Source organism: Bradyrhizobium sp. CCBAU 25338 (genome assembly GCF_028128965.1).
Classification (GTDB): Bacteria; Pseudomonadota; Alphaproteobacteria; order Rhizobiales; family Xanthobacteraceae; genus Bradyrhizobium; species Bradyrhizobium liaoningense.
Genome location: NZ_LFKY01000037.1, coordinates 117895 through 142592, shown reverse-complemented (window position 1 = coordinate 142592; position 24698 = coordinate 117895). Strand labels below are relative to the sequence as shown.

The following is a 24698-nucleotide window of genomic DNA, read 5'->3' as shown; positions in this document are numbered from 1 at the left end:
TGATGTGGGGCAGGGCGATGACCGATCAAAGTAAAACCGTAACGCGAGTTGATCTGTGCGAAGCCGTCTACCAGAAGGTCGGGCTGTCGCGCACGGAATCGTCCGCTTTCGTGGAACTCGTGCTGAAGGAGATCACCGATTGCCTCGAAAAGGGGGAGACGGTGAAATTGTCCTCCTTCGGGTCCTTCATGGTCCGCAAGAAGGGCCAGCGCATCGGCCGTAACCCGAAGACCGGTACCGAGGTGCCGATCTCGCCGCGCCGGGTCATGGTGTTCAAGCCGTCGGCGATCCTGAAGCAGCGGATCAACGGCCAGCACCGCGCCAATGGCGACGCCACCAGCAAGGCTCAACAAGAGGCGTAACCCTTTCGCAAAGGATTTGGCATTTGGACAAGGCGCCGGATGCGTTCCGAACCATCAGCGAAGTAGCGCAGGAACTCGACATCCCGCAGCACGTGCTGCGGTTCTGGGAGACCCGGTTCTCCCAGATCAAGCCGATGAAGCGCAGCGGTGGCCGCCGCTATTACCGCCCCGACGACGTCGACCTGCTCAAGGGCATCCGCCGGCTGCTCTACGGCGAGGGCTACACCATTCGCGGGGTGCAGCGGATCCTGAAAGAGCACGGCGTCAAATCGGTGCAGGGCCTCGCCGACAGCGCGGCCGCGGTCTCGTTCGGGGCCATCGAGGACGCCATCGGCGCGAGCCTGATCGAGCCCGAGGACGAGGCGCTCATCAAGGGCGTCACCGACACCGACGATGACGATTACCAGGGCAACGAAGAGGAAGGCATCGACTTCCGCTTCAGCGAGATCGACGACGAGGAGATCCTCACCACCTTCCGCAAGGGCGGCGCCACTGCTGCGCCCGCCGGCCCCAGCGCGCTGGACCGGGAGCGCCTGGGTCGGGCGCTCGCCGACCTCGTCGCAGCTAAGGAGATGCTCGAGCAGGCGCTGAAGGACGGGTAGGGGCGGTGGCCCACCGGCTTGGCGGGCAGTTCCGCACGCTTTGGGCGGATACACCAAAATGCTGCGGCCTCGCCTTGCGCAAAGCGGCGATCCTAGCTAATGGAACGACGTTCGGAGCGTGGCGCAGCCCGGTTAGCGCACTAGTCTGGGAGACTAGGGGTCGGAGGTTCAAATCCTCTCGCTCCGACCATTTTCTTCAACTCATCTTTCGGGTGGATTGACTGTTGGCGTGGGCCTGTTCGCGCCAGCGTTGCATGCGCGGCGGCCAGCGGCGAAAGGCTGGTTCGGTAGTTATACTAAGACGCCGAAAACAACCCCATGCACAGTAGCGAAGCTATTGGCGGAATGATGTTTTTCCGAATCGATTTGACGCGTCGGACAGTCGACTTCCTAGAAGAATAGGTGCCTGTTCTTCCGGCAGCCACCGCGCACGGTGACCACCCGCGGCGTCACCCGTTAACCCAGATCCGCCCCCAAGGCCTGCTCAAGCAGCTTCCGGCTCGGCTCGTAGCGATTGACGAACTGGTCGATCAGCAGCGGGGTTCGCCCGGTGCGGCAGGCCTCGATGGTATCGGTGATGTCGGCGAGCTTCATCTGGATCGCGGCCTGATTGCCGGAAGCGCAGAGCTTGCGGATGTAATCGAGATAGATCGCGCATTCGGCGGGCCCCACGTCCTGGAAACGACGATAGTAGTCTGCATTCGGCGGCGGGGTCTGGATCTCGATGATCTCGCGGGCTTCCCGGCTGACCCCAAGAGAGTCGAGCATCTCGCGTCCGCCGCCGCGCTCCATCATCGCATCGTGCAAGAGAGCAGCTTCGATATGGGCGCGGGTCGCGTCCGGTTTGCGGAAGATCAGGCGGAGCGCCACGCGCTCGAAATGCTGCGCCCAGGGGCGACCGAGATGATCCTTGATACCGGCCTGCTGCTGGTCCACAGCGGCGATGATGTCAGTGTACCAGGATGCGCTTGGAACGAGCGTCATGCGTTGGTCCCTTCTTGCCTTGCGTGCTTGCGATCTGAATCCTCGGACGAGAGTTCGACGAGCCGCTGCTCGGACGGGCGAACGGAGCGACTGAGGCTGCGTTGGCTTGCGACGTCCTCGACCCGGCGCTGCCACCCCTCGACCATCGGGCGCGTTGCGGCCTCCCAGGTGCCAAGCGCGGCATCGATGTCGTCGGCGTGCGCAACGGTTTCCGCGAGCGCGACGGCGTTGACGATGCTGACGCCGGCGCCTTGCCCCAGGCTCGATGGCATCGCATGTGCCGCATCGCCGACGATCGCTGCGCGTCCCTTCGACCAGGTCGACAGCGTTGTCGTCGCGTAGCGGTCGTGCCGGCCCGCGTTGCCAACCCGCCGCAATGTCGGCGCGAGATCAGGAAATCGCGCGATCCAAAGCGCGCCGGCAATCGGAACGGAGGTCGCCTCGAGATCGGTAACGGGCGCCATCAGGCAGAAATAGAAAGCGTCCGGGCCGCACGGCGTGTAGAGCACCCGCAACGGACGCCCGCGGTAATCATAGTAGTCGTGAATGTCGTTCCATTTGTCGTCGCGCAGTCCGTCGCGATCGAGAAGGATGCGCGTGATGCCGTCCTGGTGCGCGACGCGCGTGATCGGAATGTCCAGCGCTTTCGCGATGGTCGACCTCACGCCATCGGCGGCGACGACCAGATCGGCTTCGAGCCGCGTGCCGTCTGCGAGGATCAGGACGCCAGACGGCTCAGCCGCAACGGCCTGCGATCCGCCGACGATGCTAACGCCGGCGCGCTTTGCCGCATTGATCAGCGCAATATGAAGGAGCGCCCGAGTCGTGGTGACGATGTTTCCGTTTGTGGAGGCATTCGATTGCCGTGCGCCGTCGATGTAGACGCAATGCGCGGCAGGTTTAAAAGCCCCAGTCGTGAAATCGTCGTAGGCACCGGTCTTGCGAAGGGCGTCATGGACGAAGCCGTGAACATAGAGGCCGGCTCCGACGCTTCTTGGCTGGGGATCGGCCTCATGCACGGTCACACGCCATCCCGCGCGCGCAAGTACGGCCGCCGCGGCGAGGCCGGCATAGCCGGCCCCGGCAATCACTGCTGTCCGCGTCATTCGGCCGGTGCCTCAACGGCGTTTGCCGATGCTGCAACGTCGCGCGCCGACGACGTTGCCTCAAGCGTTTTGCCCTTCGTGTTGGGGCCGACCAGCGCCACCACGATGATGCTCACGATCAGCAGGCCATCACTCACCAGGAAGAGTGCGAGCCGCCCGTGCAGCACGGCGAAGATCCCGAACGCCAGCAGCAGGAGGATGCCGCCGACCCGGCCCCAGGCCGAGGCCATTCCCATCGCCGTCGTCCGGATCTCGGTCGGATAGAGTTCGGGCGTGTAGGTGTAGATGCAGGTCGAACCGTTACCGAGGAAGAAGGCGGTAAACCATGCACAGGCCATGATCGTGATGGGGGTATTCGCAAGGCCAAACAGCGTGCTGGAGATCCCGATCCCGGCGAAGCAGATCATCAGCCAGAATTTTCGGCCGACGAGATCGAGGAAGTAGCCCGCGCCGATATAGCCGGGGATGAAGCCGGAAAAAATCACCACAGTGAATTCGGTCGATCGCACGATGGAAAAACCATCCATGGCGAGCAATGTCGGAAGCACGGATTGGAAGGTGTAGAGAACTCCGTACTCGGTGAACCACACGAGCCACAGCATGATGGTGACCGGCAGGATGGCGGGAGCGACAATCTCGCGCCTGCTGACTGGACGGGTGACGGGTGCCGGAATCGGAACGATCGGTGGAAGAGTTCCGCCGTTTGACCGGGCCACCTGCGCTTCGATTGACGCGACAATCTGTTCAGCTTCCTCGGCGCGGCCCTGGCTCACGAGCCATCGCGGGCTCTCCGGAAGGTAGATCCGCATCAGGCCGATCAGGAGTGCAAACGGGAAGGTGAGCGCGAGCGTCCAGCGCCAGCCGACTGTCGGGATTAGCAGGAGGGCCCAAACGGGGGACAGGGCGATGCCGACCGCGAAGAAGGCCATCATCCAGCCGTTGAAGCGGCCGCGAAGCCGCGAGGGCCACAGCTCCGCCAGATAAGGTGGCACCACGCAGCTCTCCATTCCCACGAAGACCCATGTGAAGAAGTTCAGCAGGCAGAAAACTTCGATGCCGCCGGCGAGCGCGCGGGAGGCCGAGAACAGGGAGTAGAGGGCGAGGCTCCAGGTCATGACGGCCTTGCGCCCGAACCGGTCGGCGACGAAGCCGACGAGAACGGATCCGAGGAGATAGCCGCTCAGTCCGATCGCCGACGTGACGCCGAGAGCGAGCGGGCCGAGGTTCCACTCGGTCCGAAAAGCTGCGAAGGCAAAGCCGGTGACAGCCGTGTCCAGCGTATCGAAGAACAGTGAGAGCCCAGCAATGATAAGGACTTGAATGTGAAAGCGAGAGGGAGGTAGCCGGTCGATTCGGGCAACGAGCCCTTGGGCGGTGATGCTCATGGACGAGATCCTTTGCTTGCGCGAAAACGCCCCGGCAGACGCCCCCGCATTGCGCGGCCCCCGTGACAAGGTTTGGCCGTGCATGCACAGTTTATGCACGATGAATAAAGCAAGGCAAGATATTTCATGATGGCCAGCAGACCACCGCCGCCGCCGGGCAAAGGGAAGGGCGTCGAATTCGCCTACACTGCGCTCCGGCGCGAGATCGTTTCGCTCACCCTGCGGCCCGGGACCCCGCTCGACGAGGCTGCTCTCGCCGCAAGGCTGGGGCTCTCGCGAACACCCGTGCACGAAGCGCTCGTCAGGCTCGCTTCGGAATCGCTGGTGGTGCTGCTGCCGAACCGCGGCGCCAGCGTTGCAAGTCTCAATTGGGACGATGTCCGGGAAATGCTCGAGGCACTCGATATCGCGCAGCGCGTCGTCAACAGATGGGCGGCGCTACGCCGAACCGATGCACAGCTTGCCGAGATAGAAGCGGAGCGGATTGCGTTCGAACGCCTGGAGGCGGCGGGGCGAGCGGATGACATGAACGAGAGCAATTGGCGGTTTCACGCGCTGATCGCTGCTGCTTGTGGCAACAAGCTCATCGAACGCAACTATCTTCATCTGCTCACCCTCGGGCTGCGGATTTCCTATCTCGCCTACAACGTCGAGCATTTCGTTTCGAAAGCCGCGTATCAGAAGCACATGAATACGATCCTGACCGAGCACATCGCCATGGTCGCGGCCATCAGGGACCGGGATGCCGACAAGGCGGATGCCCTGGGACGTTCTCACGCCGATCTTGGCCGGCAACGCATTCAGGATGTCCTCACGAGAGGGGTGAGCAGTTCGCTCGATATCGCACTCGATCATCCGTTCACGATGTTGAAGCAATGATGGTGTGCCCGGCGGATGGCAGCCCCTCGGCCACGAGGCTTACCTCAAATACCCCACCACCATCCGCGTCATCTCGTCCACCAGCGTCCGCACCATCTTCTCCGACAGCGTCCCGGCGTCGTTCAGCACCGTGTTGTGCGCGACCGACTCGATCGCGCTGACGCAGATGAAGGTTGCGACATCGAGGTCCAGCTTGCGCATCTCCTTGCGCCGGCTTTCGAGATAGGCGCGCACCAAGGTGTGGATCTCGCGGTTGAATGCTTCGACATCCTTGAGCTGGCCAGTGCGGGGGATCTGCTCGGCGAGCACACGGTGCAGTTTCGGGTTGATGCGGTGGGCGTCGATGGCGACGGTGACGAGTTGTCGCACGGCCTTGTCGATCGGCGTGTCGGCGATTTCGGTGAGCGCCGTGCGGACGATGGCCATGATCTCCTCGTTGTGACGGTCGATCACTGCGGCGACGAGCGCCTCTTTGCTCGGAAAGTATTGATATAGCGAGCCGACGCTGACGCCGGCGATCTCGGCGATGTGGTTGGTGCTGGCCTTCTCGAAGCCTTCCTTGACCAGAATGCGAGCAGTTGCCTCGACCAGCGCGTCCACCGTGGCGCGGGATCGCTCCTGCGAGGCATTTTTTCGGGGTGTTGTGGGCGGTTTGCGGGCCACGGCTTTGTGATCTGAATGCGAGTAGGAAAAGCGAGTGAATGCTCACATTATATCGGCAAGTGGCGGCGGGTCGGCAAGCCTCTTTGTCGCCGTATCGAAAAGAGCGAGATGGGGATGTGGCGATGAGCGTTGCCAGGATCGTGTCGGCCTTGCAGTTCTGCCCGGGCGGCTGCGTGTTCGGTGCGCGAGCCTCGCGCGATCCCGCGCCGAGCCTGCAGAGCCGCGCCTTCAACCTGCTGCTCGGGCTGCTTCCGTACAAGGAGCGGTTGGCCTCAGCCGAGGCGGTGCAGGAGCATGTGCAGAAGCTCGCCTTGCAGCCGGCCTCGTTCGAGCCGACGGGGCTCGGCCGCGATGTCGAGGCGACGCTGACCAAGATGGGCGGATGGCCGGTGTACTACACCGCGCCGTCGTCGGGCCATGAAGGCTGCAACTATGTCATGTTCCTGCATGGCGGCGGTTACATCAACGAGATCGTGCCGGCGCATTGGCGCTTCATTGGCCAGATGACGCGCCAGGCGCGCGTGTGTTGCGTCGTGCCGGTCTATCCGCTGGCGCCGCGCGCGACCGCGAAGGACGTCGTGCCGGCGACGGCCGAACTGCTCAGGATGCTGCTGGAGGACGCCGGCACTGCGAAGGTCACGGTGGTCGGCAATTCGGCCGGTGCGGGGCTCGCGCTCGCTGCGTGTCAGTGGCTGCGCGATCACGGCCATCCGCAGCCGAGCCGGATGGTGCTGATCTCGCCGGCGGCTGATGCCTCGGTCAGCCGTCCAGAGCAGGTGGCGATCGCCGCACGCGATCCGATCCAGGACATTCCGGGGATCGTCGAGGCGGGACGCCTCTATGCCGGCGAACTCGATATCGGCCATCCCTTCGTTAGCCCGCTCAACGGCGCCTTCCGCGCCCTCGCGCCGATGACGATCTTCGCGGGGACGCGCGATCTTCTCTATCCCGACAGCGTCGATCTCGCCGAAAAGGCGAGGGCGGTGGGTGTGCCGGTCGAGCTGCATCTTTTGCGCGAGCAGCCGCACAACTTCGCGCTGATGCCGACACCGGAAGGGCGGCGGGCGCGTGCGATCATCTGGCGTGCGGTGGCTTGAAGGAAAGGTGTGACCGTTGTCACAGAGCGCGGCCGCAATGGGGCTGGCGCTGCAAGCCGCACAGGGAAAAGGCGCCCCCGGGCGTTTCCTCGTATTGGTAGTCTTGGATCAGTAGTTTTGCGGGGCCGTCAGGCGTGGCCCTTGATCTCGTAGTGGCCCGGCACGCATTTGTAGCGCTCGAGGCGCCAGTTGGCGTGATAGATCGGATGCTCGCCCATCCATTTCGCGAGCGGCGCCTGTGCGCCGACCGCGCACTGCATCATCGAAATCTCGGGCGTCATGTTGCTGTCGGTCACGATCTCCTCGACGCAACTGCCTGAGCTGGCTGCGCCAAGCCGGCAAAGTACGGCAACGACGGTCACGAACATTCCTGTCACCTCATCGGTTGTTTCTGACCACGAGGAGGATGCAAGCGGAGTGCCAGAGCCTGTTGCACGCAAACGACATGCTGGCCCGGCCGACTCAACCCAACGTCCACCCTCGTCTGTCGATTCGGATTGTAAAAAATCTGCCCTTAACCCGAAGCCGGACAAATACGGGAAGCGGGCAGTCATCCCCGACATGTGGGACCAGCGCCGCGCCGCGGCTTCACGGGGCGTGCCCGGGCCTATTGAGCCGGCCGCGCGTCGAAGCGACGGGACGGAATAATCCGTCCGCCGAAATAACTGATCTCGAACACGGCCGCGCGGCGCTTTTACCTGCGGATGCGGCGCTGCTACAGTTTTGCGCGCGCCCCGGTGAGCGGCGCTGTGACGAAGAAACATACCGACAAGGGGAGGGACCGAAGTCCCATGAAGGATTTTGCTGGAAAGATCGCGGTCATCACCGGCGGCGGCACGGGAATGGGGCGCGAGCTCGCGCGGCAGCTCGTCGCCGAGGGCTGCAATGTCGCGATGTGCGACGTCTCGGAGGCCGCGATGGCCGAGACCAAGCGGCTCTGCGAGACCGAGAAGCTGCCGCAGGGCCTGCGCGTCACGACGCATGTCGCCGACGTCGCGATCGAGGATCATCTGAAGCGTTTTCGCGACGAGCTCGCCGAGCAGCAGCAGACGGACAAGATCCATCTGCTGTTCAACAATGCCGGCATCGGCGGCGGCGGCAGCCTGTTCACCAACACGCGCGAGCAGTGGGAGCGCACCTTCAACATCTGCTGGGGCGGGGTCTATCTCGGCGTGCGCACCTTCCTGCCGATGCTGGTGGCGGCGGACGAGGCCCACATCGTCAACACGGCGAGCGTCAACGGCTTCTGGGCCTCGATCGGCATGAACCAGGCGCACACAGCCTACAGCTCGGCCAAGTTCGCCGTGAAGGGATTTACCGAAGCGCTGATCAACGATCTCCGCCTGCACGCGCCGCACGTCAAATGCTCGGTCGTGATGCCCGGTCACATCGGCACCTCGATCGTCTCCAATTCGCGCAAGGTGCAGAGCGCGGACGGCTCGGAACGGCTCAACACCGACGAGGTGGCGTTGACCCGCAAGCGCATGGTGGCGGCCGGCGCGCCGGATGCGGACAAGATGTCGGACGAGGACATCCAGGCGGTGTTCGCCGAGCGCGCCCGCAGCTTTCTGGAGGATGCGCCGACGACGGCTGCGCAGGCGGCGAAGATCATCCTCGACGGCGTCAAGGCGGAGCGCTGGCGCATCCTCGTCGGCGAGGACGCAAAACGCCTCGACGAGCGCGTGCGCGCCACGCCTGAGCAGGCCTACGACCGTGCCTTCTACGAAAGTTTCACGCAGGAGGTCGGCTGGCGGCTTGGTTGAGGCGGTCTCCGGGCGGCCGCGAATATGGGTATGATGATCGTCATGGCAAGAGATGCGCATGCAATTTTGCGTGCCACCTCTTGCCAATGTTCGCTTGCCGATGTTCGCCCGCTCCATGACCTGTCGGAATGTCACGCATGCGACATGACGATGTTCAAGCGATGGTGATCTGAAACGCCTCTCATCGGGCGCACGGCCGCTTGGTTGGCGGACTGAAATCGTTTAGTCATTGGGAGTAACGCGACGATCGAGCGTAGCTCCCGATGATACCGTGCCTCTCCGACGACTGGACCTTTTGCCCGGAACGAGAGGACATTTCCGCTGAGTTCACGCGGCTGCTCACTGCGGCCCAGGAGGGCGGCGCCACGATCGCGGAATGCCTCATGATCGCGCGACAGCTGAAGCGGGGCGACGACCGGTCCTGGCATCGCGAGTGGAAGAAGCTGGCGCAAACCAATCGGCAGCGCGCCGAGGCCGCGTTCGCGGAGGGCCACATGGCGAGCGCGCAACGCAATTGGCTGCGCGCGATGAACTACTATGGTGCCGCGGCGATGCCGCTCGATCCGGCGGATGAGCGCCGCTGGGTCGCGGTGCTGGCGATGCAGGACTGCGCCCGCCGCTACCTCGCCGCGCGCAGCCCGGCCGGCGAGGTCGTGACGATACCCTGGCTCGACGGGCATTCGCTGCAGGGCTACTTCCTTCCTGCGCCGTCAGCCGGCGGGCGGGCTCCGACCGTGATCTGCATCGGCGAGCCCGGTCACCGCAAGGAAGAGTTCCTGATCAAGCTCGTGCCGCATGCGCGCGAGCGCGGCTTCTCGATGCTCGCCATCGACCTGTTCGGCGACGAGCGCGACGATTTTCTCGACGCGCTGTTGCGGCGCCGGGATCTCGAGAGCGCGATCCCTGGCGTCATGGACTATCTGGAGACGCGCGGTGACGTCGACTTCGCTCGCGTCGGGATCATCGCCGATGGCTGGGGCTCGTCCTTCGTCTCGCGCGCGGTGTTGCAGGAGCCGCGGCTTGCCGCCGCCGTCTGCGACGGCGGCCTGTGGGACCTGCACGAGCGGGCCTTTTTTGCCAGCCGATTCGCGATGAGCGACGTCAGCATCGTCCCCGTGCCGCATGCGCCGCTCATGGCCTCCAGCGCCGAGTGCCCGGTGCTGATCACGCTCGGCGAGGACGGTTGGCTCAAGGCCGATCGGGCGCGTCAGATCGTCCGGAACTCCAGGCTCGGCGGTTCGGACGTCATGCTGAAGGTGTTCACTGCGGCTGAGACCGGCGCGGCACAGGGCCATGCGGACAATCCCAGCCTTGCCAACGAATACATCTTCGACTGGCTCGAATCACGGCTCGGTGCCGCCGGGCGCATCTAGCGGCGGTGGCCCGGATCAGGCCGGGCGTCAGAAGTCCAGGCTCAGACGGACGCAGGCCTTTTCGAGACGGGTCTTCAGCGTCGCGAGCTTGGTGGTGAATTCGGTGAGCTCGGCCTCGTCGAATTCCTGGAAGACGAATTCCCTGATGGTCTTGTACTGCTCATTGAGGCTCGCCAGGTGCTTCTGCGTCTTGTCGGTCAGGGACAGCCGGACGACCCTGGCGTCGGTCGGCGAGGGGCGGCGGCGCAACAGGCCCTTCTTTTCGAGCAGCTTGGACTGGGTGGTGACGAAGGACGGATCGACGTGGAGGAGCTTGGACACAACGTTGACCGGGATGCCGTCGTCCTTGTCGAGGTCGGAGATGGCCATCAGGATCAGCCATTGCGGCCCGCTGATGCCTAGCGTCCTCGCCCAGAACTGACGCAGCTCCTCAAGATACAGGTTGATCGACGATATCTCCCAGGTGAAGCGCCTGATGATATCGAGATTGCCGATGGTGCGCAGGCGCGCTCCCTCTTTCCTCGTCGCGGACACAGCGTCACTCCGTGAACCGATTGTTCAGGTCGGTGTTCGTGGAACGTCATAGTCCACGCAAGCCTGCTCTGACGCAAGTGCAGAGCAGGGTAATTTTGTCACCAAAACCACAAAGATGACCGGCTCAGCAGATTCGCCTGGCCCGGGTGTTGCGCCCGGGGCACAGGTTTAGCGAAACCAGTAACATTATCTAATAAACTATTTTGATTAGCGGAACAGCGCAGGCATATTGGCCGCGACGGTGGGGGGTACTCGATCGTCCCGTTGCAGGTGGTTCGCTCACGTCCCTCGCCTCGAAAGCGGGTGTGTCCGAAAGCGCAAAGCGGCCGAGCGGATTTGAGAGAGACGGGGATCTGGGGGGCCTCACGGTCCGGTCTCCGCAAAATGAGCAACTTGGAGGTTTTAAATGAAAGTGGTGAAGAGCCTTTTGCTCGGCACTACGGCGGGTCTGATCGCCGTCGGTGGAGCCCAGGCGGCCGATCTTCCGGTCAAGGCCAAGGCGGTCGAGTACGTCAAGATCTGCACGCTGTACGGCGCCGGCTTCTACTACATCCCGGGCAGCGACACCTGCATCAAGCTGGGCGGCTACCTGCGTGCCGAAGTGGCGCTGAACGCCGGCGGCAACTACAGTGCCCAGTACAACGGCGTGTTCGCGGCCAACAACCGCCTCACCAATTACTACTCGATGCGCGCTCGTGAGGATCTCAACATCGACACGCGCACCGCGACCGAGTACGGCGTCGTCCGCACCTATTTCGACGCGGTCTTCACCTGGACGACCGGCAGCTATGTCGGCACCGGCTCTGGCACGGGCGCGACCACCTACTCCGGGGCAGCCCCCGTCGCCAATGCGTCTGACGGCGGCATCTCGGGCGGCTCGCTGGGCGTCTACTACGCCTTCATCCAGTTCGCCGGCTTCACCCTGGGCAAGTCTGTGTCGCAGTTCGACGCTCCCTGGATCAACTATCCCGGCAACAACTTCGACCAGCTCGTCGGCGGCAGCGGCACCACCAACGGCGTCCCCCAGATCAGCTACACGGCCGATTTCGGCCAGGGCGTGACGGCGACGATCTCGGCGCAGGATCAGACGCAGATCTTCCAGACCAACCTCTGGAATACCGCGGGCATGACGACCTCGGGCGTTCTCGGCGGCGCCTACGGCTCGAGCAATTTCGGCGGCACCCGGGCCCCCGACATCGTCGGCGCGGTCCGTGTCGACCAGGCCTGGGGCCTGTTCCAGGCGTCGGTCGCTGCGCACGACAACCATGCCGGCTATTACGGTGCGACCGAAGTCACCGGTCATCCCGAAGACAAGTGGGGCTGGGCGGTTCAGCTCGCTCTCTCGATCAAGAACATTCCGACCGGCGCCGGCGACGTGATCAACGTCTCGGGCGTCTACACCGAAGGCGCGAGCCGCTACAACTTCCAGGAGCTGGCCGCGACCAGCTACTCGATGTTCGGCAGCTCGAACGCCGCCTACCAGAGCATCGGCTTCGCCGGCGTCTCTGACGCGGTGTTCGGCCCGGGCGGCCAGCTCGAGCTGACCAAGACCTACGGTTTCCGTGGTGCCTACACCCACAACTGGAGCCCGTACTGGAATACGGCGCTGTACGGCGCGTGGGCTGCGGTTAACTACAACAGCGCGGCGAAGGGCCTGATCTGCGGCAGCGCCGCGTTCGCGACCCTGACCGGCACCTGCAATCCGGACTTCAACATCGGCCAGGTGGGCGTCATCACCCGCTGGACGCCGGTGAAGAACCTGACCTTCTCGGCCGACTTCACCTACAGCCATCTCGACCAGAAGTATTCGGGCGTGATCACGACCGGAGCGCTGACGAACGTCGCCAAGCCGGCTGCGACCTACGAGCTGAAGGACCAGGACACCTACAGTCTCCTGCTGCGCGCCCAGCGCAACTGGTAAGCTCGAGGTTTCGGACTTGACGAAGCCCCGGCGGGAAACCGCCGGGGCTTTTTCGCAAGGAAGAGAATTTGGAAAATCGGTGGCCTTTGCAGGCGACGAAGACGAGCCATGCGATTCGATCGCCTCAAACTTATTTACTTACCTGAGTTACTAAGCTATATACCCGCCAGCCAAATACGAAAGTTGCGGCTCTTAGCTTCACGCTAAGCCTCCAGAAACCTCCGGTGATGCCCCGCCGGAGGTTTTTCGTTTTTCGGAGCACGGCGCGGCATCAGCCGCGCATCACGCGAGCGCGCGCGTTCGGCCGGTAGGCGAGGCGGCTGTGACCGGCGCAATAGGGCTGGCCGTCGGGAGCCGTGTTGCCGCAGAAGCAGAAATCGTCTTCGCCCGGGGTCGAGATCGGCCATCGGCAGCGGTTCTCGGATAGTTCCAGCAGAGAGCAGCGATTGGCCTCGTCGATGGGGCCGGCGACCGCGGGACCGTCGCTCTCGCCATAGATCGTGGCGAGCATCTCATATTGCAGCCGCGGCACGGCCCTCCGCGTGCGCGCCGGCGCAAAGCCTCTGTCCTGGTCCTTGCGGTCGTCGACCGCCCGGCCGCGCGTCAGATTCAGCCGGGACAGCTTGCCGATCACGGCGTTGCGGCTGACGCCGATGTCGGCGGCGATCTCGCGGCAGGAGAGGCCGGCCTCGAAGTGCCGCTTCAACAGTTCAATGCGTTCGTCGGTCCAGGTCGGTGAAGAGGTCGGTGAGAGAGCAGGCATGTGTAACGATCCCAGGTTGCAGATGTCGGCCATCCGCCCTCTCGAGATCCGTCCGCCTCACGTCGGGCGCGCGCTCACGTCCTGCCATTGTCGCGGATCGACAAAAGCCCGTCCTTGATGGCGAGACGGATGCCTTCCTCGATCAATGTCCGTGCGACGCCGGGAACGCTGGTGCCGTGGGTGCCCTGTCTCACCAGCTTCTCCAGATAGGCGATGGTCGAGAGCGCCAAGGTAACGGGAATGCGGTCAGTCTCGGCTTTTTCGGTGGCCATGGCCGAACGCTAGCCTCTTACTCGGGTACATAAAAGTAACGATTAAGACTCTATTTAGGTTCGGGGGTGGAAGTCAAATCAGCGCCGGGGCAGCCGCTCACCTTGTTGGAATCGCTTGGGAATCGAACACGCCGCGGCGTCCCGCAGGGAAGACCGGGCGGCGGCTTGTGTCGGCAGGTCGGGGAAGGGCCCGGCGGGCTCAGCCGTGCACGATCGCCTTTTCGATCATGCAATGGATGCCCTTGGCGCCGTTGACGGTTTGGGTCACCCTGAGATCGGCGGCCAGGCTGCACAGCGTGTAGGCGTCCTCGCGCGACAGATTTCGCGTCTCGCCGAGCAGTGCGATCATGTCGCGCAGCGCGCGCACCACGCACTGGTCGAGATCGGGGTCCATGGCCATGGTCATGTAGTGCGTCGCCGTCTCGGCGCGGGGGTAGTCGAGCCTGAGGTCCTTGCGCAGCGTCAGGCGGAAGCGGCCCTGGAGCGCGGTCTCGATCGCAGTGACGCAGACTTCGCCGTCGCCCTGCACGCCATGGCCGTCACCGCAGGAGAACATCGCGCCCGGAACGAACACCGGCAGATACAGCGTCGCGCCGGCGCCGAGCTCCTTGTTGTCGAGATTGCCGCCCATCGCGCGCGGGATCAGCGAGGAGATGCGGCCCCAGGCCGGCGGCGGCGAAACGCCCATCACGCCGAAGAACGGCTTGAGAGGCAGGTCGAGGCCCCACGGCATGCGGCCGGTCATCCGCGACCGGTCGAGCGGGATGTTCAGGATGCGCGTCTCGTGGAAATCGTCGGGCAGGGTACCGGACAGCGGCTTGATCATGTTCCAGCCCCAGTCCTGCCGGAGCTGGACGTCGAGGATCTCGACCGCCAGCACGTCGCCGGGCTCGGCCCCTTCGACCGCGACCGGGCCAGTGAGGATGTGGCCGGGCAGCATGCGCTCGTTCTTCGCATGAACCTCGTGCATCTCGGGTGGAATGTGAAATTTGTCCCGGTCTGGCAGCATGTCTGGGCCGCCGCTGATGGTGTCGATCGTCACCTCGTCGCCGCTGGCGATGGTGAGGACGGGCTGAAGCGCGGCTTCGAAGAAGCCCCAATGGCAGGTTTCGGGGCTGGAATGCAGGTGATGATGGGTCATTTGCCGCGTCCGGTTGGTTTCGTCGGCCGCGGGCTTGACCCAACGATCGATCCTCTTTCAAGAAGATTTCTGAAGATGGTGGGGCCGGTCAAGCCCTGCACAGACATGCACGATGATTTCAGCGAGGCTCCCCTGTTTTTTGTTCTTTCCAAGACCCTCGGCGTCGCGCTGCTGCCGATCAATCTCCTGGTCGAGCTCGGCATCCTGTCTGTCGTGCTGATGGCGACGCGCTTTGCCGCGCTCGGCCGCAGGCTCGCGGTGATCACGCTGGTGGTGCTGGGACTCGCTGCGTTCTCGCCGCTCGGCAATCTCCTGATCTATCCGCTGGAGTCGCGCTTTCCGGCGTGGGATCCCTCGCGCGGCGCGCCCGACGGCATCATCGTGCTCGGCGGCTCCGTCGACACCGATCTTTCGGCGGCGCACCATACGCCCGTCGTCGCGCACGCGGCCGATCGTCTGTTCGCGCCGGCCGAGCTCGCGCGGCGCTATCCGAACGCGCGCATCGTCTTCACCGGAGGCTCAGCGAACCTGGTTTCGACCGAGGCGAGGGAGGCCGACTACTCCGCACCGATCCTGGAGAATCTCGGCATACCGAAGCAGCGCCTGATCCTCGAGCGCAATTCCCGCAACACCTGGGAGAACGCGATCTTCACAAAGCAACTGGTGGCTCCAAAGCCGGGCGAGCGCTGGCTCCTGGTGACGTCGGCCTTCCACATGCCGCGCTCGATGGGGATCTTCCGCGAGGCCGGATTTGACGTCGAGGCCTATCCCGTGGACTGGCGGATGGGGGGACGAGACGATCTTTTTTCCTTCACCAATATCGGCGCGGATGGGCTCCGCCGAACTGATGTGGCCGTACGCGAGTGGATCGGCCTCGTGGTCTACCGTCTGATGGGCCGGACCGGCGAGTTGCTTCCGGGACCGGGCAAGGACTAGAACGAGGGGCGCAAAACAACAACACACGGCGCGCGATCGCCGGCCGGGAGGGACCGCCATGCAACAGCAGAGCGTAGACAGGATCGATCTTGCCGGCCTCGTCGCCGACCTCAACAGCCTGCTGCGGCTGAAGACGACGGTGATCGGCATGAAGTTGTTCGCAACGGCCGCGGATATGGAGGCGATCCCGAAGATCCGCCGTCCGAACGCAATTCACACCACCGATCAGATCGTCAGCATGGCCGCGCGCCTCGGATGGACCGTCGGCATCACCGCCGACGACCTCGTCGGCGCGCAATGCCGCGCGGTGATCGGCCTTGCGCCGCAGGACGAGAAATGGCTCGCCGGCGAAAGTTATGTCGGCGTCTGGCACGGTACCGCAGAGGATGCGCGCAAGCGCCAGGAGGCGCTGGATGTGGTTCCGTTCGGGCAGTATCAGGCGCTCGCCGTCAGTCCGCTGGCGAGCGGCCGGCTCGATCCGCCCGACATCTGCCTGGTCTATGCGACGCCAGGGCAGATGATCATCCTGATCAACGGGCTGCAATATACCGGCTACAGGAAGTTCGAATGGGGCGTGGTCGGCGAGACCGCTTGCGCCGATTCCTGGGGGCGGGCGCTCAAGACCGGGGAGCCCAGCCTGTCCTTGCCATGCTATGCCGAACGGCGCTATGGCGGCGTGCCGGACGAGGAGATGCTGATGGCCTTGAAGCCGTCGCATCTCGCCAAGGCAGTTGAAGGCATGAAGGCGCTGGCCAGGAACGGCCTGCGCTATCCGATCCCGCCCTATGGCATTCAAAGCGACGTCCGTGCCGGCATGGGCGTGAGTTACGCGAAGAAGTAAAGGCCGACCATGAGCTCTGCGAAATTCGACATCGTCGTCTACGGCGCGACCGGTTTTACCGGCCAGCTCGTCGCCGAGTATCTGGCAACGCATTACAAGGACGACAAGGCGCTGAAATGGGCGATGGCGGGCCGCAGCCTCGACAAGCTGAAATCGGTGCGCGACGCGATCGGTGCGGCCGCGGACACGCCGCTGATCGTGGCGGATGCGTCGGATGCGGCGTCGCTGAAGGCGATGGTCGCTCAGACGAGGTCGGTGATCACGACGGTGGGGCCGTATCAGTTCTATGGCGAGGACCTGTTAGCTGCCTGCGTCGCTGCGGGCGCGGATTATTTCGATCTCTGCGGCGAGCCGGTCTGGATGCGGCAGATGATCGACAAGTACGAGGCGGCGGCCAAGGCGAGCGGCGCGCGCATCGTGTTCTCCTGCGGCTACGACTCCGTGCCGTTCGAGCTCGGCACGTTCTTCGTGCAGGAAGAGGCCAGGCGCGTGTTCGGTGCGCCGGCCGCGCGCGTGAAGGGCCGTGTGCGCGACATGCGCGGCACGCTGTCAGGCGGCACCGCGGCGAGTGCGAAGGCGACCTTCGATGCCGTCGCCAAGGACCTCAGCCTCGTCGCCATTCTCAACGACCATTTTGCGCTGACGCCTGATTTCACCGGCCCGAAGCAGCCCAAAGGCAACCGGGCGGCCTACGAGGAGGATCTGCAATCCTGGGCCGCGCCGTTCATGATGGCGCTGATCAACACCCGCAACGTCCATCGCTCCAACATGCTGATGGGCTTTCCCTACGGCAAGGACTTCGTCTACGACGAGATGGTCCTGACCGGTCCCGGCGAGAAGGGCGAAGCCAACGCAAAGCGCGTGATGGCGGTCAACGCCGAGAAGACCGGTCCTAACGCGCCGAAGCCGGGCGAAGGGCCGTCGAAGGAGGAGCGCGAGAACGGCTTGTTCGATCTGCTCTACGTCGCGATCGCACCGGACGGACGCCAGGTCCGCGCCGGCGTCACCGGCGACCGCGATCCCGGCTACGGCTCGACCTCCAAGATGATCTCCGAATGCGCGATCTGCCTGCTGCGTGATGCGACGGATGTTCCGGGCGGCTTCTGGACGCCGGGCGCGGCGATGCAGCACAAGCTGATCAGGCGGCTGGTCGATCACGCCGGGCTGGTGTTCAGGGTGGAGGCTTAGGCGGCGGCATCACGGATGCTGTCATGTCCAGCCTTGTGCGCAGTTGCGCACTGGGGCGGGGCATCCAGTGCGCCGCGGCCTCTTGTCCCGCTCTCACGCTGAAGAAGCTTCGTCGTCAGCCTCGATCTTGTAGGCCTGCGCCGCTGCGATCATGCCCCACATCGCGCCCAGCATCATCCAGAAGTGCCGCCAGTGATCGGTGTCGATCACGAAGTTTTCGCCGACGGTGCCGAGGAAGGCGGAGAAGACCGCAAGATATGCGCGCTGCCAGGGTACACGCACGAAGATGTGCCTGAAGCCCATGATGACGGTGGTGAAGACCAGCGCGGGATAGCACACGCCGGAAAGCCAGCCGCCGGACATGAAGGCGTTCAGGTAGGAGTTGTGGGTGTCCTCGGGGAAGTAGCGGTGGAATTGCAGGGGCCCGATGCCGAACGGCAGGTCGAGCGCCATCTCCGCGCCGAGGATGTGCCGGCCGAACCGGCCGAAGCGGCCTTCGTCATAGCTCTGGTCGAAGCTCGCGCGCTGCTTGAACATCTCGGCGGTGGAATCGAACGACAGCAGTACCGCGATCAGCGCGAGGCCCAGCACCGCGGCGACGATCGCCATGACGATGATGCGCGAACGCTGTGCGTTGGTGCGGCTGGTCAGCACCATCAGCGCCAGCATGAAGGCGGAGGTCAGCACCAATCCGCCCCAGGCGGCGCGGGAGAAGGCGAGCAGGATCGCGAGCGACATGATGCCGAAGGCGAAGACGTTGCGGAACGCCTTGCCGAACTTGTCAGAGACGACGCTCTGGAGAGCGAACAGGGCCGGCAGGATCAGGAAGGCACCGAGCACGTTCGGGTCCTTGAAGGTGCCGCGCGCGCGGCCGTAGAGCGTGAGCAGGTCGTTGCCGCCGGGAATCAGGTGGAAGTAGCCGGCGATCGCCAACAGCGAGGCAACCATCGCGCCGACCACGAGCCCGCGGCGGAGCATGTCGAGCCGCGCCGCGGTGTCCTCGGACGTGACCATCGCGAAAAACACCACGGTCACCGCCATGTACCAGGAGGTCGCGATCCAGCTCGCCACCTCGGGCTTATCGAATAGCGGGATCGCGCTGATGGTGTAGCCGACATTGAGCAGGACCAGCAGCGCGACCAGCGGCATCAGAACGAGCTTCAGGCGCAGGCCGGTGGCGAAGAAGGTGACGGTGGCGAGCAGCGTCGCGATCTCGTAGGGGCTCGGCTCGATGAAAACGATCGCGCCGGAGGCGCCGACCAGCCACACCAGCGCGCGCTGCAGCGCCAGCACGCCGGGCGCAGCACGGACCGCTGCATTCATCTCCCCGGCTGTCGCCGCATACGTCATCGCACGCTCATACGCTCACGCAACTCTTACGCCACAAAACACGCCGTCATCGCCCGGCTTGACCGGGCGATCCAGTACTCTGCGGCGCCCATTGCGGAAAACGGCTGGCGCTGTGGGGTACTGGATGCCCCGGTCAAGCCGGGGCATGAGGGAAACTCAATACGCGTTCTCGTTCTTGGTCAGCAGCGAGACCGGCGTCTTCAGGAGGATGTAGAGGTCGAACAGCACCGACCAGTTCTCGATGTAATACAGGTCGAACTCGACGCGCTTCTGGATCTTCTCTTCGTTGTCGATCTCGCCGCGCCAGCCGTTGATCTGGGCCCAGCCGGTGATGCCCGGCTTGACGCGGTGGCGGGCGAAATAGCCGTCGACGGCTTCGTCGAACAGACGGCTCTGGAGCTTGCCTTGCACCGCATGCGGCCGCGGGCCGACCAGCGAGAGATTGCCGGCGAACACCACGTTGAAGAGCTGCGGCAGCTCGTCGAGGCTGGTCTTGCGGATGAAGCGGCCGACTCGGGTGACGCGCGGATCGTTCTTGGTCACGACCTTCGATGCGGTCGGGTCGGCCTGGTGGTGGTACATCGAGCGGAATTTGTAGACGTCGATGCGTTCGTTGTTGAAGCCGAAACGCTTCTGGCGGAACAGCACCGGGCCGGGGCTGTCGAGCTTCACCGCGAGGGCCACCAGTCCCATCACCGGCAGCGCTGCGAGCAGCGCGAGGCTGCCGACGACGCGGTCGAACAGCCATTTCATCACCAGATCCCAGTCGGTGATCGGCGCCTCAAACACGTCCAGCGTCGGCACCTCGCCGAGATAGGAATAGGAGCGGGGACGGAAGCGCAGCTTGTTGGTGTGCGCGGACAGACGAATGTCGACCGGCAGCACCCAGAGCTTCTTCAGCATCTCCAGGATGCGCGTTTCCGCCGAGATCGGCAGCGCGAACAGCACGAGGTCGACGCGGGTGCGGCGCGCGAACTCGACGATGTCGTCGACCTTGCCGAGCTTGCGCGCGCCGGCGCAGGTGTCGAGCGCGCGGCTGTCGTTGCGGTCGTCGAACACGCCGAGCACGTGGATGTCGGAGTCTTCCTGCGCGTTCAACGCCTCGACCAGCTGCTCGCCGCTGCTGTCGGAGCCGACGATGATGGTCCGGCGGTCGAGCCGGCCCTGGCGCGCCCAGCCACGCACCAGCGCGCGCAGCACCAGACGCTCGGCAATCAGCGCGGCGAGCCCGAGGAAGTAGAAGGCGGCAAGCCAGAGCCGCGAGATTTCGCTGCCGAACTTGGCGAAAAAGGAGATGCCGATGAACAGCAGGAAGACGAAGGACCAGGACGAGATCATCCGCGTCATCTGCCGGAGCTGACCACGGAACAGCTGCACCTGGTAGATGTCGGCGGCCTGGAAGCAGACCACGGCGGCGACCGCGACGGCGACGACCTCGGCGGGATAAATCCAGCTGAAGGCGCCGGAGAGCGGCATGACATAGCCGACATAGAGCGCAATGCCGACGAGGCTCAGCAGCACGAAATCGGCCAGACGGACGAAACCGGTGATCACGACCGGCGAATAGGCGCGGGCGACCTTCTGGTTGACCACTTCGAGCGCGGCAGGCGAGAGCCGGCGACGGCGCTCCACGAAGGGCTGGTCAACAGGTTTTGCCGCGGCACTGGTCGCGGCATCGAGCATCGAGCGTGCGTTGAGCGGTTCCACGGGCGTCCACGTCCATTCCAAAACTTGCGGCACGGTCTTGCGCGCCCCGGGCAAGCATCCCCTGGCGCTTCGATTATCGAACAAATCGGAAGATTTTCTAAAGCGAGCTTAAGGATGGTTAATGATTGGTAAACGCATCGCGATAGCCGGCGAGCACGCCCTCGACCATGGCGGCTTGCGAGAAATGTGCCGAGATGCGCTCACGCAAGGACGCCGCGCGCTGCGTGGTCGTTTGCGGATCGTCCAGCGCCGCGGCGATCGCCTCCGCCATGGCTTCGGGATTGCTCGGCGCAAACAAGGCGGGGCTGTCGGAGCCGAAGATCTCTGGAATACCGCCGATGCGGGACGCGATCATCGGAATGCCGGCGGCACCCGCCTCGATCACGACGTAAGGCATGGAATCGCCGCGCGAGGGGACGACCAGCAGCCGCCCCTTGGAGAAGCCATAGCGCGGCTTGACGTGGCCGATGAAGCGGATTGCGTCGGACAGGCCGAGCCTCTCGACCTGCGCTTTCAGCGCCGCCGTTTCCTCGCCGTCGCCGCCGAGCGTCAGCGTGACCTTCCTGCCGCCCGCATGCAGCTGCGCCACGGCATCGACCAGCAGATCCGTACCCTTGATATGCCTGAACTCGCCGACATAAGCGAGGTCGGTGGGATCGTCGGCCGTTACGACAGGCTCGAACTCCTCGGGAGTGACACCATTGAAGACGCAACGCACCACGCCCTTGGGCGTGCCGACGATGCGTTGATAGGTGTCGCGGGCAAATGCGCTCTCGAACAGGAACAGGTCGGTCGAATCCATGAGCGCGCGCTCGAGCCGCGCGTAGAACTCGCCCTTGAAGGTGTTGAGGGGATAGTGCAGCGAACCGCCATGCGGGGTGTAGATGCGGATGGTGTCGTCGGAGCGCCGCCGCATGCGGATGAAGGCGCCGGCCTTGGCGCCGTGGCCGTGCATCACGTCGGGCTTGAGCGTGGCGATCAGGCGCCGCATGCGAAGCCATACCAGGACATCGTCGGGCGACGGCTCGCGGCGGATTGCGAGCCGGTGCACGCCGAGCTTCAGCCGAGGCGCGAGCTCGGCAAGCGCCTTGTCGGCACGCTCCCCGCCGGTGAGGCTGTCGGCGAGAATGCCGACATGATGGCCGCGGTCGACCTGGCCGTTGGCGACGTCGAGGATGTGGCGGAAGATGCCGCCGACCGGAGCACGCACGGCGTGCAGGATGCGAAGTGGCCGGTCGGGAGAGGGGGACATGATCGAAACCAGCTCGACGGCGACTGCCGAACAATTCTCACGAAATAATCGTGAGGGATTAAGGGCCCTCGTGGTTAACAAACGGTGACGAGCGCGCCAGGGCCGGCCGCGGCCGTCGCGATTAACCCAGCGGCAACCTTAATGGAGTGTAATCGCCCCGGTTGAGGTAGAGTCGCAGCGTTGCCCTGCGGGAGTGTTCGATGCGTTTAGCGTTCTGGCGTGACAGCAAGGCCAAGGCGGTGATCGAGCGGGCAGTCTCGAGGTCGAGGCCCAAGCCCGCGCCCAAGGTCGAAGCCAAGGTCGAAGCCGAGGTCAAAGCGGGCCATGCGCCCGTCGTCGCGAAGCAGGCACAAGTCGAATCCGGCGACATCGATCTGCGCGCGCTCGGAACGGCATTGGCGCGCAAGCGCAGCTGGATCATCGTGCCGACGGTGCTGGCGCTCGTTGCGTCTCTCGCTGTCGTCAATCTCGTCACGCCCCGCTACAAGTCCGAAGCCCGCATCCTGATCGACGGCCGCGAGAATGTGTTCCTGCGCCCGAACAGCGACCGCACCGAGGAGCGGCAGGCTCTCGACGCCGAGGCCGTCACCAGCCAGGTGCAGCTGGTGTTGTCGCGCGATCTCGCGCGGGAGATCATCAAGAAGAACAAGCTCGCGGAGCGCCCCGAATTCGACCCGGTGCTGCAAGGCGTCTCGCCGCTGAAGTCGCTTGCCGCGCTCATTGGTATCGGCCGTGATCCGTTCTCGATGACGCCGGAAGAGCGCGTGCTCGATGCCTATTACGAACGCCTCCAGGCCTATGCGGTCGACAAGTCGCGCGTGATCGTGATCGAATTCCAGTCCGCCGATCCCGAGCTTGCCGCCCGCGTCGCCAATTCGATCGCCGACGGCTATCTCGTGCTCCAGCAGGGCGTGCGCCAGGAGCAGGCCAAGAACGCCAGCCAGTGGCTGGCCGGCGAGATCGAGAGCTTGCGCAAGAAGGTCTCGGACGCCGAGGCGAGGGTCGAGGACTTCCGTTCCAAGTCGAGCCTGTTCATCGGGACCAACAACACCACGCTGTCGAACCAGCAGATGGGCGAGGTGAACACCCAGCTCAACAATGCGCGCTCGATGAAGGCGGATGCGGAATCCAAGGCACGGCTGATCAAGGAGATGCTCCAGAGCGGCAAGCCGATCGAGGCATCCGAGGTCGTGAACTCCGAATTGATGCGCCGGCTGTCGGAGCAAAGGGTGACGCTGCGCGCGCAGCTCGCCGAACAGTCATCCACGCTGCTCGGCAATCACCCGCGGATCAAGGAGCTGAAGGCGCAGCTTGGCGATCTCGACAATCAGATCCGCGACGAAGCGGCCAAGATCTCGCGCTCGCTCGAAAGCGACGCCCGGATCGCCAGCGGTCGGGTCGATGGCCTGACCGTGAGCCTCGAGCAGCTCAAGAAGCAGGCGGCCTCGACCAACGGTCAGGATGTCCAGCTCCGCGCCCTGGAGCGCGAAGCCAAGGCGCAGCGCGACCTGCTCGAGACTTATCTGGCCAAGTACCGCGAAGCCAATACCCGCGAGACTATCGACACCGCGCCGACGGACGGCCGCATCATCTCGCGCGCCATCGTCTCGAACACGCCGGCATATCCGAAGAAGCTGCCGATTGTGCTGATCGCGACCATCGCGACGCTGCTGCTTTCGTCCGGTGTCGTCGTCACCGGTGAGCTGTTGCGCCAGACCGCGCCGCGCGCGGCAGCTGTGTTTATGCCGGCGGCGGTTCGGGGGGAGCCGGCGGTGGCTCGGCAAGAAGTGGTGGTGGAGCCGGTCGTCGAACCCGTCACAGAAGAGCCGGCGCCGCTTCAGCCGGAGATGGCGGCCGATGCCGGAGTGACGGAGTTCGCCGAGATCGAGCACCTCGCCGACGGCCTGCGTGCCGCGGGCGCGGCGGCGAAAAAGGTCACGGTGCTCGGCACGGCGCCCGGCGAAGCCATCACGCTGTCGACGTTGACGCTCGCCCGGCACCTGGCGCGCGATGCCCGCGTCGTCGTCGTCGATCTCGCCGCGTCCTCGCCGACGATTGCCGCGGTCTCCGTCGATGCGTCGGCGCCGGGCCTCGCCGAGCTGATGCAGGGTGAAGCCTCGTTCGCCCAGATCATCACCCGCGACAAGCTCTCGCGACTGCATCTGGTCATGGCCGGCCGTCCCGGCTTCGACCGCAGCCTGCTGCAATCGCCGCGCGTGGGGCTCGCGATCGACGCGCTGCTGCGCGCCTACGACCACGTGCTGATCGATGCCGGCAGCGCCTCCGATCTTCCGGCCGAACTGCTGACGGCGCATGCCCGCGCCGTCGTGGTGCCCGATGCGTCGATGGCACCTGATGCCCGCACGCTGATGTGCGAGCAGCTGAGGGAGGTCGGCTTCAGCGAGGTGACGATGCTGAGCAAGCCGGTGCAGCCGTCAGATGCGATGGAAGCGCCGCGCGTCGTGGCGGCGTAGCCTCCGCCTTCCTCCCACGAGAGGGGAGGGATGGCACGGCTCGTATTGGACGTCAGAACTTTGGGCGCTGGAGCTTCCACAGCGTCATGGCCGGGCCTGTTCCGG

The 24698-nt window shown here is 64.6% G+C and carries 23 protein-coding genes and 1 tRNA gene; 12 read left to right on the top strand and 12 right to left on the bottom strand.

Annotation, left to right across the window (positions count from 1 at the left end):
• The first annotated feature begins 17 nt into the window (after nucleotides 1-17).
• The 3 genes from ACM42_RS19060 (at nucleotide 18) to ACM42_RS19050 (ending at nucleotide 1154) form a co-directional block, all read left to right on the top strand.
• Nucleotides 18-362 carry an integration host factor subunit alpha gene (locus ACM42_RS19060; RefSeq protein WP_028136003.1) on the top strand — a complete coding sequence of 115 codons (345 nt, stop codon included), beginning with the start codon at nucleotides 18-20 and terminating at the stop codon, nucleotides 360-362.
• Nucleotides 363-385: 23 nt separating this feature from the next.
• A complete protein-coding gene (locus ACM42_RS19055; protein ID WP_271529385.1) occupies nucleotides 386-964 on the top strand; it encodes a MerR family transcriptional regulator in 579 nt (192 codons plus the stop codon).
• Nucleotides 965-1076: 112 nt separating this feature from the next.
• Nucleotides 1077-1154: transfer RNA gene (locus ACM42_RS19050), tRNA-Pro, on the top strand.
• A gap of 266 nt (nucleotides 1155-1420) precedes the next feature.
• Here the strand turns inward: ACM42_RS19050 and ACM42_RS19045 are convergent.
• From ACM42_RS19045 to ACM42_RS19035, 3 genes are read right to left on the bottom strand one after another with little or no spacing between them, the layout of a single operon-like run.
• The gene (locus tag ACM42_RS19045; protein ID WP_271529384.1) at nucleotides 1421-1948 is read right to left on the bottom strand and encodes a hypothetical protein; all 528 of its coding nucleotides are present in this window, start codon (nucleotides 1946-1948) and stop codon (nucleotides 1421-1423) included.
• Nucleotides 1945-3054 carry an FAD-dependent oxidoreductase gene (locus ACM42_RS19040; RefSeq protein ID WP_271529383.1) on the bottom strand — a complete coding sequence of 370 codons (1110 nt, stop codon included), beginning with the start codon at nucleotides 3052-3054 and terminating at the stop codon, nucleotides 1945-1947. Before ACM42_RS19040 ends, ACM42_RS19045 begins: the two co-directional genes overlap by 4 nt.
• Entirely contained in the window at nucleotides 3051-4523 is a 1473-nt protein-coding gene (locus tag ACM42_RS19035; protein WP_271529382.1) for an MFS transporter, read from the bottom strand. The genes ACM42_RS19040 and ACM42_RS19035 overlap by 4 nt, the downstream gene beginning before the upstream one ends.
• A gap of 42 nt (nucleotides 4524-4565) precedes the next feature.
• Here ACM42_RS19035 and ACM42_RS19030 point away from each other — a divergent pair, with 42 nt between their 5' ends.
• Nucleotides 4566-5318 carry a GntR family transcriptional regulator gene (locus tag ACM42_RS19030; RefSeq protein WP_333921691.1) on the top strand — a complete coding sequence of 251 codons (753 nt, stop codon included), beginning with the start codon at nucleotides 4566-4568 and terminating at the stop codon, nucleotides 5316-5318.
• Nucleotides 5319-5357: 39 nt separating this feature from the next.
• Here ACM42_RS19030 and ACM42_RS19025 read toward each other — a convergent pair whose 3' ends face one another.
• On the bottom strand, nucleotides 5358-5918 hold the full coding sequence (locus ACM42_RS19025) for a TetR/AcrR family transcriptional regulator (RefSeq protein ID WP_271529381.1): 561 nt from the start codon (nucleotides 5916-5918) through the stop codon (nucleotides 5358-5360).
• 185 nt (nucleotides 5919-6103) lie between these two features.
• Here ACM42_RS19025 and ACM42_RS19020 point away from each other — a divergent pair, with 185 nt between their 5' ends.
• Nucleotides 6104-7078 carry an alpha/beta fold hydrolase gene (locus tag ACM42_RS19020; RefSeq protein WP_271529380.1) on the top strand — a complete coding sequence of 325 codons (975 nt, stop codon included), beginning with the start codon at nucleotides 6104-6106 and terminating at the stop codon, nucleotides 7076-7078.
• A 128-nt stretch (nucleotides 7079-7206) separates the two neighbouring features.
• Here the strand turns inward: ACM42_RS19020 and ACM42_RS19015 are convergent, their stop codons facing one another.
• A complete protein-coding gene (locus ACM42_RS19015) occupies nucleotides 7207-7446 on the bottom strand; it encodes a hypothetical protein (RefSeq protein WP_028178804.1) in 240 nt (79 codons plus the stop codon).
• 423 nt (nucleotides 7447-7869) lie between these two features.
• Between ACM42_RS19015 and ACM42_RS19010 the strand changes: the two genes are divergently transcribed.
• Together ACM42_RS19010 and ACM42_RS19005 are read left to right on the top strand one after the other, a co-directional pair.
• Nucleotides 7870-8841, top strand: coding sequence for an SDR family NAD(P)-dependent oxidoreductase (locus ACM42_RS19010; protein WP_271529379.1), 972 nt, complete (start codon nucleotides 7870-7872; stop codon nucleotides 8839-8841).
• 263 nt (nucleotides 8842-9104) lie between these two features.
• Nucleotides 9105-10214 (top strand): alpha/beta hydrolase family protein, encoded by a 1110-nt coding sequence (locus tag ACM42_RS19005; RefSeq protein ID WP_271529378.1) that lies wholly within the window; start codon nucleotides 9105-9107, stop codon nucleotides 10212-10214.
• A 27-nt stretch (nucleotides 10215-10241) separates the two neighbouring features.
• Here ACM42_RS19005 and ACM42_RS19000 read toward each other — a convergent pair whose 3' ends face one another.
• Nucleotides 10242-10748 carry a MarR family winged helix-turn-helix transcriptional regulator gene (locus ACM42_RS19000; protein ID WP_271529377.1) on the bottom strand — a complete coding sequence of 169 codons (507 nt, stop codon included), beginning with the start codon at nucleotides 10746-10748 and terminating at the stop codon, nucleotides 10242-10244.
• Nucleotides 10749-11154: 406 nt separating this feature from the next.
• Here ACM42_RS19000 and ACM42_RS18995 point away from each other — a divergent pair, with 406 nt between their 5' ends.
• On the top strand, nucleotides 11155-12669 hold the full coding sequence (locus ACM42_RS18995; protein ID WP_271529376.1) for a porin: 1515 nt from the start codon (nucleotides 11155-11157) through the stop codon (nucleotides 12667-12669).
• 271 nt (nucleotides 12670-12940) lie between these two features.
• Here ACM42_RS18995 and ACM42_RS18990 read toward each other — a convergent pair whose 3' ends face one another.
• The 3 genes from ACM42_RS18990 to ACM42_RS18980 all read right to left on the bottom strand — a co-directional run bounded on the left by ACM42_RS18990 (nucleotide 12941) and on the right by ACM42_RS18980 (nucleotide 14845).
• On the bottom strand, nucleotides 12941-13432 hold the full coding sequence (locus tag ACM42_RS18990; protein WP_271529375.1) for a GcrA family cell cycle regulator: 492 nt from the start codon (nucleotides 13430-13432) through the stop codon (nucleotides 12941-12943).
• Between the two features lie 74 nt (nucleotides 13433-13506).
• A complete protein-coding gene (locus ACM42_RS18985; RefSeq protein ID WP_024341172.1) occupies nucleotides 13507-13704 on the bottom strand; it encodes a hypothetical protein in 198 nt (65 codons plus the stop codon).
• A 199-nt stretch (nucleotides 13705-13903) separates the two neighbouring features.
• Entirely contained in the window at nucleotides 13904-14845 is a 942-nt protein-coding gene (locus ACM42_RS18980; RefSeq protein WP_271529374.1) for an acetamidase/formamidase family protein, read from the bottom strand.
• Between the two features lie 168 nt (nucleotides 14846-15013).
• Between ACM42_RS18980 and ACM42_RS18975 the strand changes: the two genes are divergently transcribed.
• The 3 genes from ACM42_RS18975 to ACM42_RS18965 are packed head-to-tail and all read left to right on the top strand — an operon-like array spanning nucleotide 15014 to nucleotide 17810.
• The gene (locus ACM42_RS18975) at nucleotides 15014-15781 is read left to right on the top strand and encodes a YdcF family protein (protein ID WP_271529571.1); all 768 of its coding nucleotides are present in this window, start codon (nucleotides 15014-15016) and stop codon (nucleotides 15779-15781) included.
• A 58-nt stretch (nucleotides 15782-15839) separates the two neighbouring features.
• Nucleotides 15840-16622 (top strand): DUF169 domain-containing protein, encoded by a 783-nt coding sequence (locus ACM42_RS18970; RefSeq protein ID WP_271529373.1) that lies wholly within the window; start codon nucleotides 15840-15842, stop codon nucleotides 16620-16622.
• 9 nt (nucleotides 16623-16631) lie between these two features.
• Nucleotides 16632-17810 carry a saccharopine dehydrogenase family protein gene (locus ACM42_RS18965; protein WP_271529372.1) on the top strand — a complete coding sequence of 393 codons (1179 nt, stop codon included), beginning with the start codon at nucleotides 16632-16634 and terminating at the stop codon, nucleotides 17808-17810.
• Nucleotides 17811-17903: 93 nt separating this feature from the next.
• Here ACM42_RS18965 and ACM42_RS18960 read toward each other — a convergent pair whose 3' ends face one another.
• The 3 genes from ACM42_RS18960 to ACM42_RS18950 form a co-directional block, all read right to left on the bottom strand.
• Nucleotides 17904-19160 carry an O-antigen ligase family protein gene (locus ACM42_RS18960; RefSeq protein WP_271529371.1) on the bottom strand — a complete coding sequence of 419 codons (1257 nt, stop codon included), beginning with the start codon at nucleotides 19158-19160 and terminating at the stop codon, nucleotides 17904-17906.
• A 156-nt stretch (nucleotides 19161-19316) separates the two neighbouring features.
• Nucleotides 19317-20867, bottom strand: a complete 1551-nt coding sequence (locus tag ACM42_RS18955) for an undecaprenyl-phosphate glucose phosphotransferase (RefSeq protein WP_271529370.1) — start codon at nucleotides 20865-20867, stop codon at nucleotides 19317-19319.
• A 118-nt stretch (nucleotides 20868-20985) separates the two neighbouring features.
• Nucleotides 20986-22119 carry a glycosyltransferase family 4 protein gene (locus ACM42_RS18950; RefSeq protein WP_271529368.1) on the bottom strand — a complete coding sequence of 378 codons (1134 nt, stop codon included), beginning with the start codon at nucleotides 22117-22119 and terminating at the stop codon, nucleotides 20986-20988.
• Nucleotides 22120-22319: 200 nt separating this feature from the next.
• Between ACM42_RS18950 and ACM42_RS18945 the strand changes: the two genes are divergently transcribed.
• On the top strand, nucleotides 22320-24593 hold the full coding sequence (locus tag ACM42_RS18945; protein ID WP_271529367.1) for a GumC family protein: 2274 nt from the start codon (nucleotides 22320-22322) through the stop codon (nucleotides 24591-24593).
• Nucleotides 24594-24698: the final 105 nt, after the last annotated feature.

Bases quoted from the DNA above. Each gene is read 5' to 3' on its own strand.
- ACM42_RS19060 (WP_028136003.1), top strand. From the start codon at position 18: ATGACCGATCAAAGTAAAACCGTAACGCGAGTTGATCTGTGCGAAGCC.
- ACM42_RS19045 (WP_271529384.1), bottom strand. From the start codon at position 1,948: ATGACGCTCGTTCCAAGCGCATCCTGGTACACTGACATCATCGCCGCT.
- ACM42_RS19040 (WP_271529383.1), bottom strand. From the start codon at position 3,054: ATGACGCGGACAGCAGTGATTGCCGGGGCCGGCTATGCCGGCCTCGCC.
- ACM42_RS19035 (WP_271529382.1), bottom strand. From the start codon at position 4,523: ATGCACGGCCAAACCTTGTCACGGGGGCCGCGCAATGCGGGGGCGTCT.
- ACM42_RS19030 (WP_333921691.1), top strand. From the start codon at position 4,566: ATGATGGCCAGCAGACCACCGCCGCCGCCGGGCAAAGGGAAGGGCGTC.
- ACM42_RS19020 (WP_271529380.1), top strand. From the start codon at position 6,104: ATGAGCGTTGCCAGGATCGTGTCGGCCTTGCAGTTCTGCCCGGGCGGC.
- ACM42_RS19015 (WP_028178804.1), bottom strand. From the start codon at position 7,446: ATGTTCGTGACCGTCGTTGCCGTACTTTGCCGGCTTGGCGCAGCCAGC.
- ACM42_RS19010 (WP_271529379.1), top strand. From the start codon at position 7,870: ATGAAGGATTTTGCTGGAAAGATCGCGGTCATCACCGGCGGCGGCACG.
- ACM42_RS19005 (WP_271529378.1), top strand. From the start codon at position 9,105: ATGATACCGTGCCTCTCCGACGACTGGACCTTTTGCCCGGAACGAGAG.
- ACM42_RS18995 (WP_271529376.1), top strand. From the start codon at position 11,155: ATGAAAGTGGTGAAGAGCCTTTTGCTCGGCACTACGGCGGGTCTGATC.
- ACM42_RS18990 (WP_271529375.1), bottom strand. From the start codon at position 13,432: ATGCCTGCTCTCTCACCGACCTCTTCACCGACCTGGACCGACGAACGC.
- ACM42_RS18985 (WP_024341172.1), bottom strand. From the start codon at position 13,704: ATGGCCACCGAAAAAGCCGAGACTGACCGCATTCCCGTTACCTTGGCG.
- ACM42_RS18980 (WP_271529374.1), bottom strand. From the start codon at position 14,845: ATGACCCATCATCACCTGCATTCCAGCCCCGAAACCTGCCATTGGGGC.
- ACM42_RS18970 (WP_271529373.1), top strand. From the start codon at position 15,840: ATGCAACAGCAGAGCGTAGACAGGATCGATCTTGCCGGCCTCGTCGCC.
- ACM42_RS18965 (WP_271529372.1), top strand. From the start codon at position 16,632: ATGAGCTCTGCGAAATTCGACATCGTCGTCTACGGCGCGACCGGTTTT.
- ACM42_RS18960 (WP_271529371.1), bottom strand. From the start codon at position 19,160: ATGACGTATGCGGCGACAGCCGGGGAGATGAATGCAGCGGTCCGTGCT.
- ACM42_RS18950 (WP_271529368.1), bottom strand. From the start codon at position 22,119: ATGTCCCCCTCTCCCGACCGGCCACTTCGCATCCTGCACGCCGTGCGT.
- ACM42_RS18945 (WP_271529367.1), top strand. From the start codon at position 22,320: ATGCGTTTAGCGTTCTGGCGTGACAGCAAGGCCAAGGCGGTGATCGAG.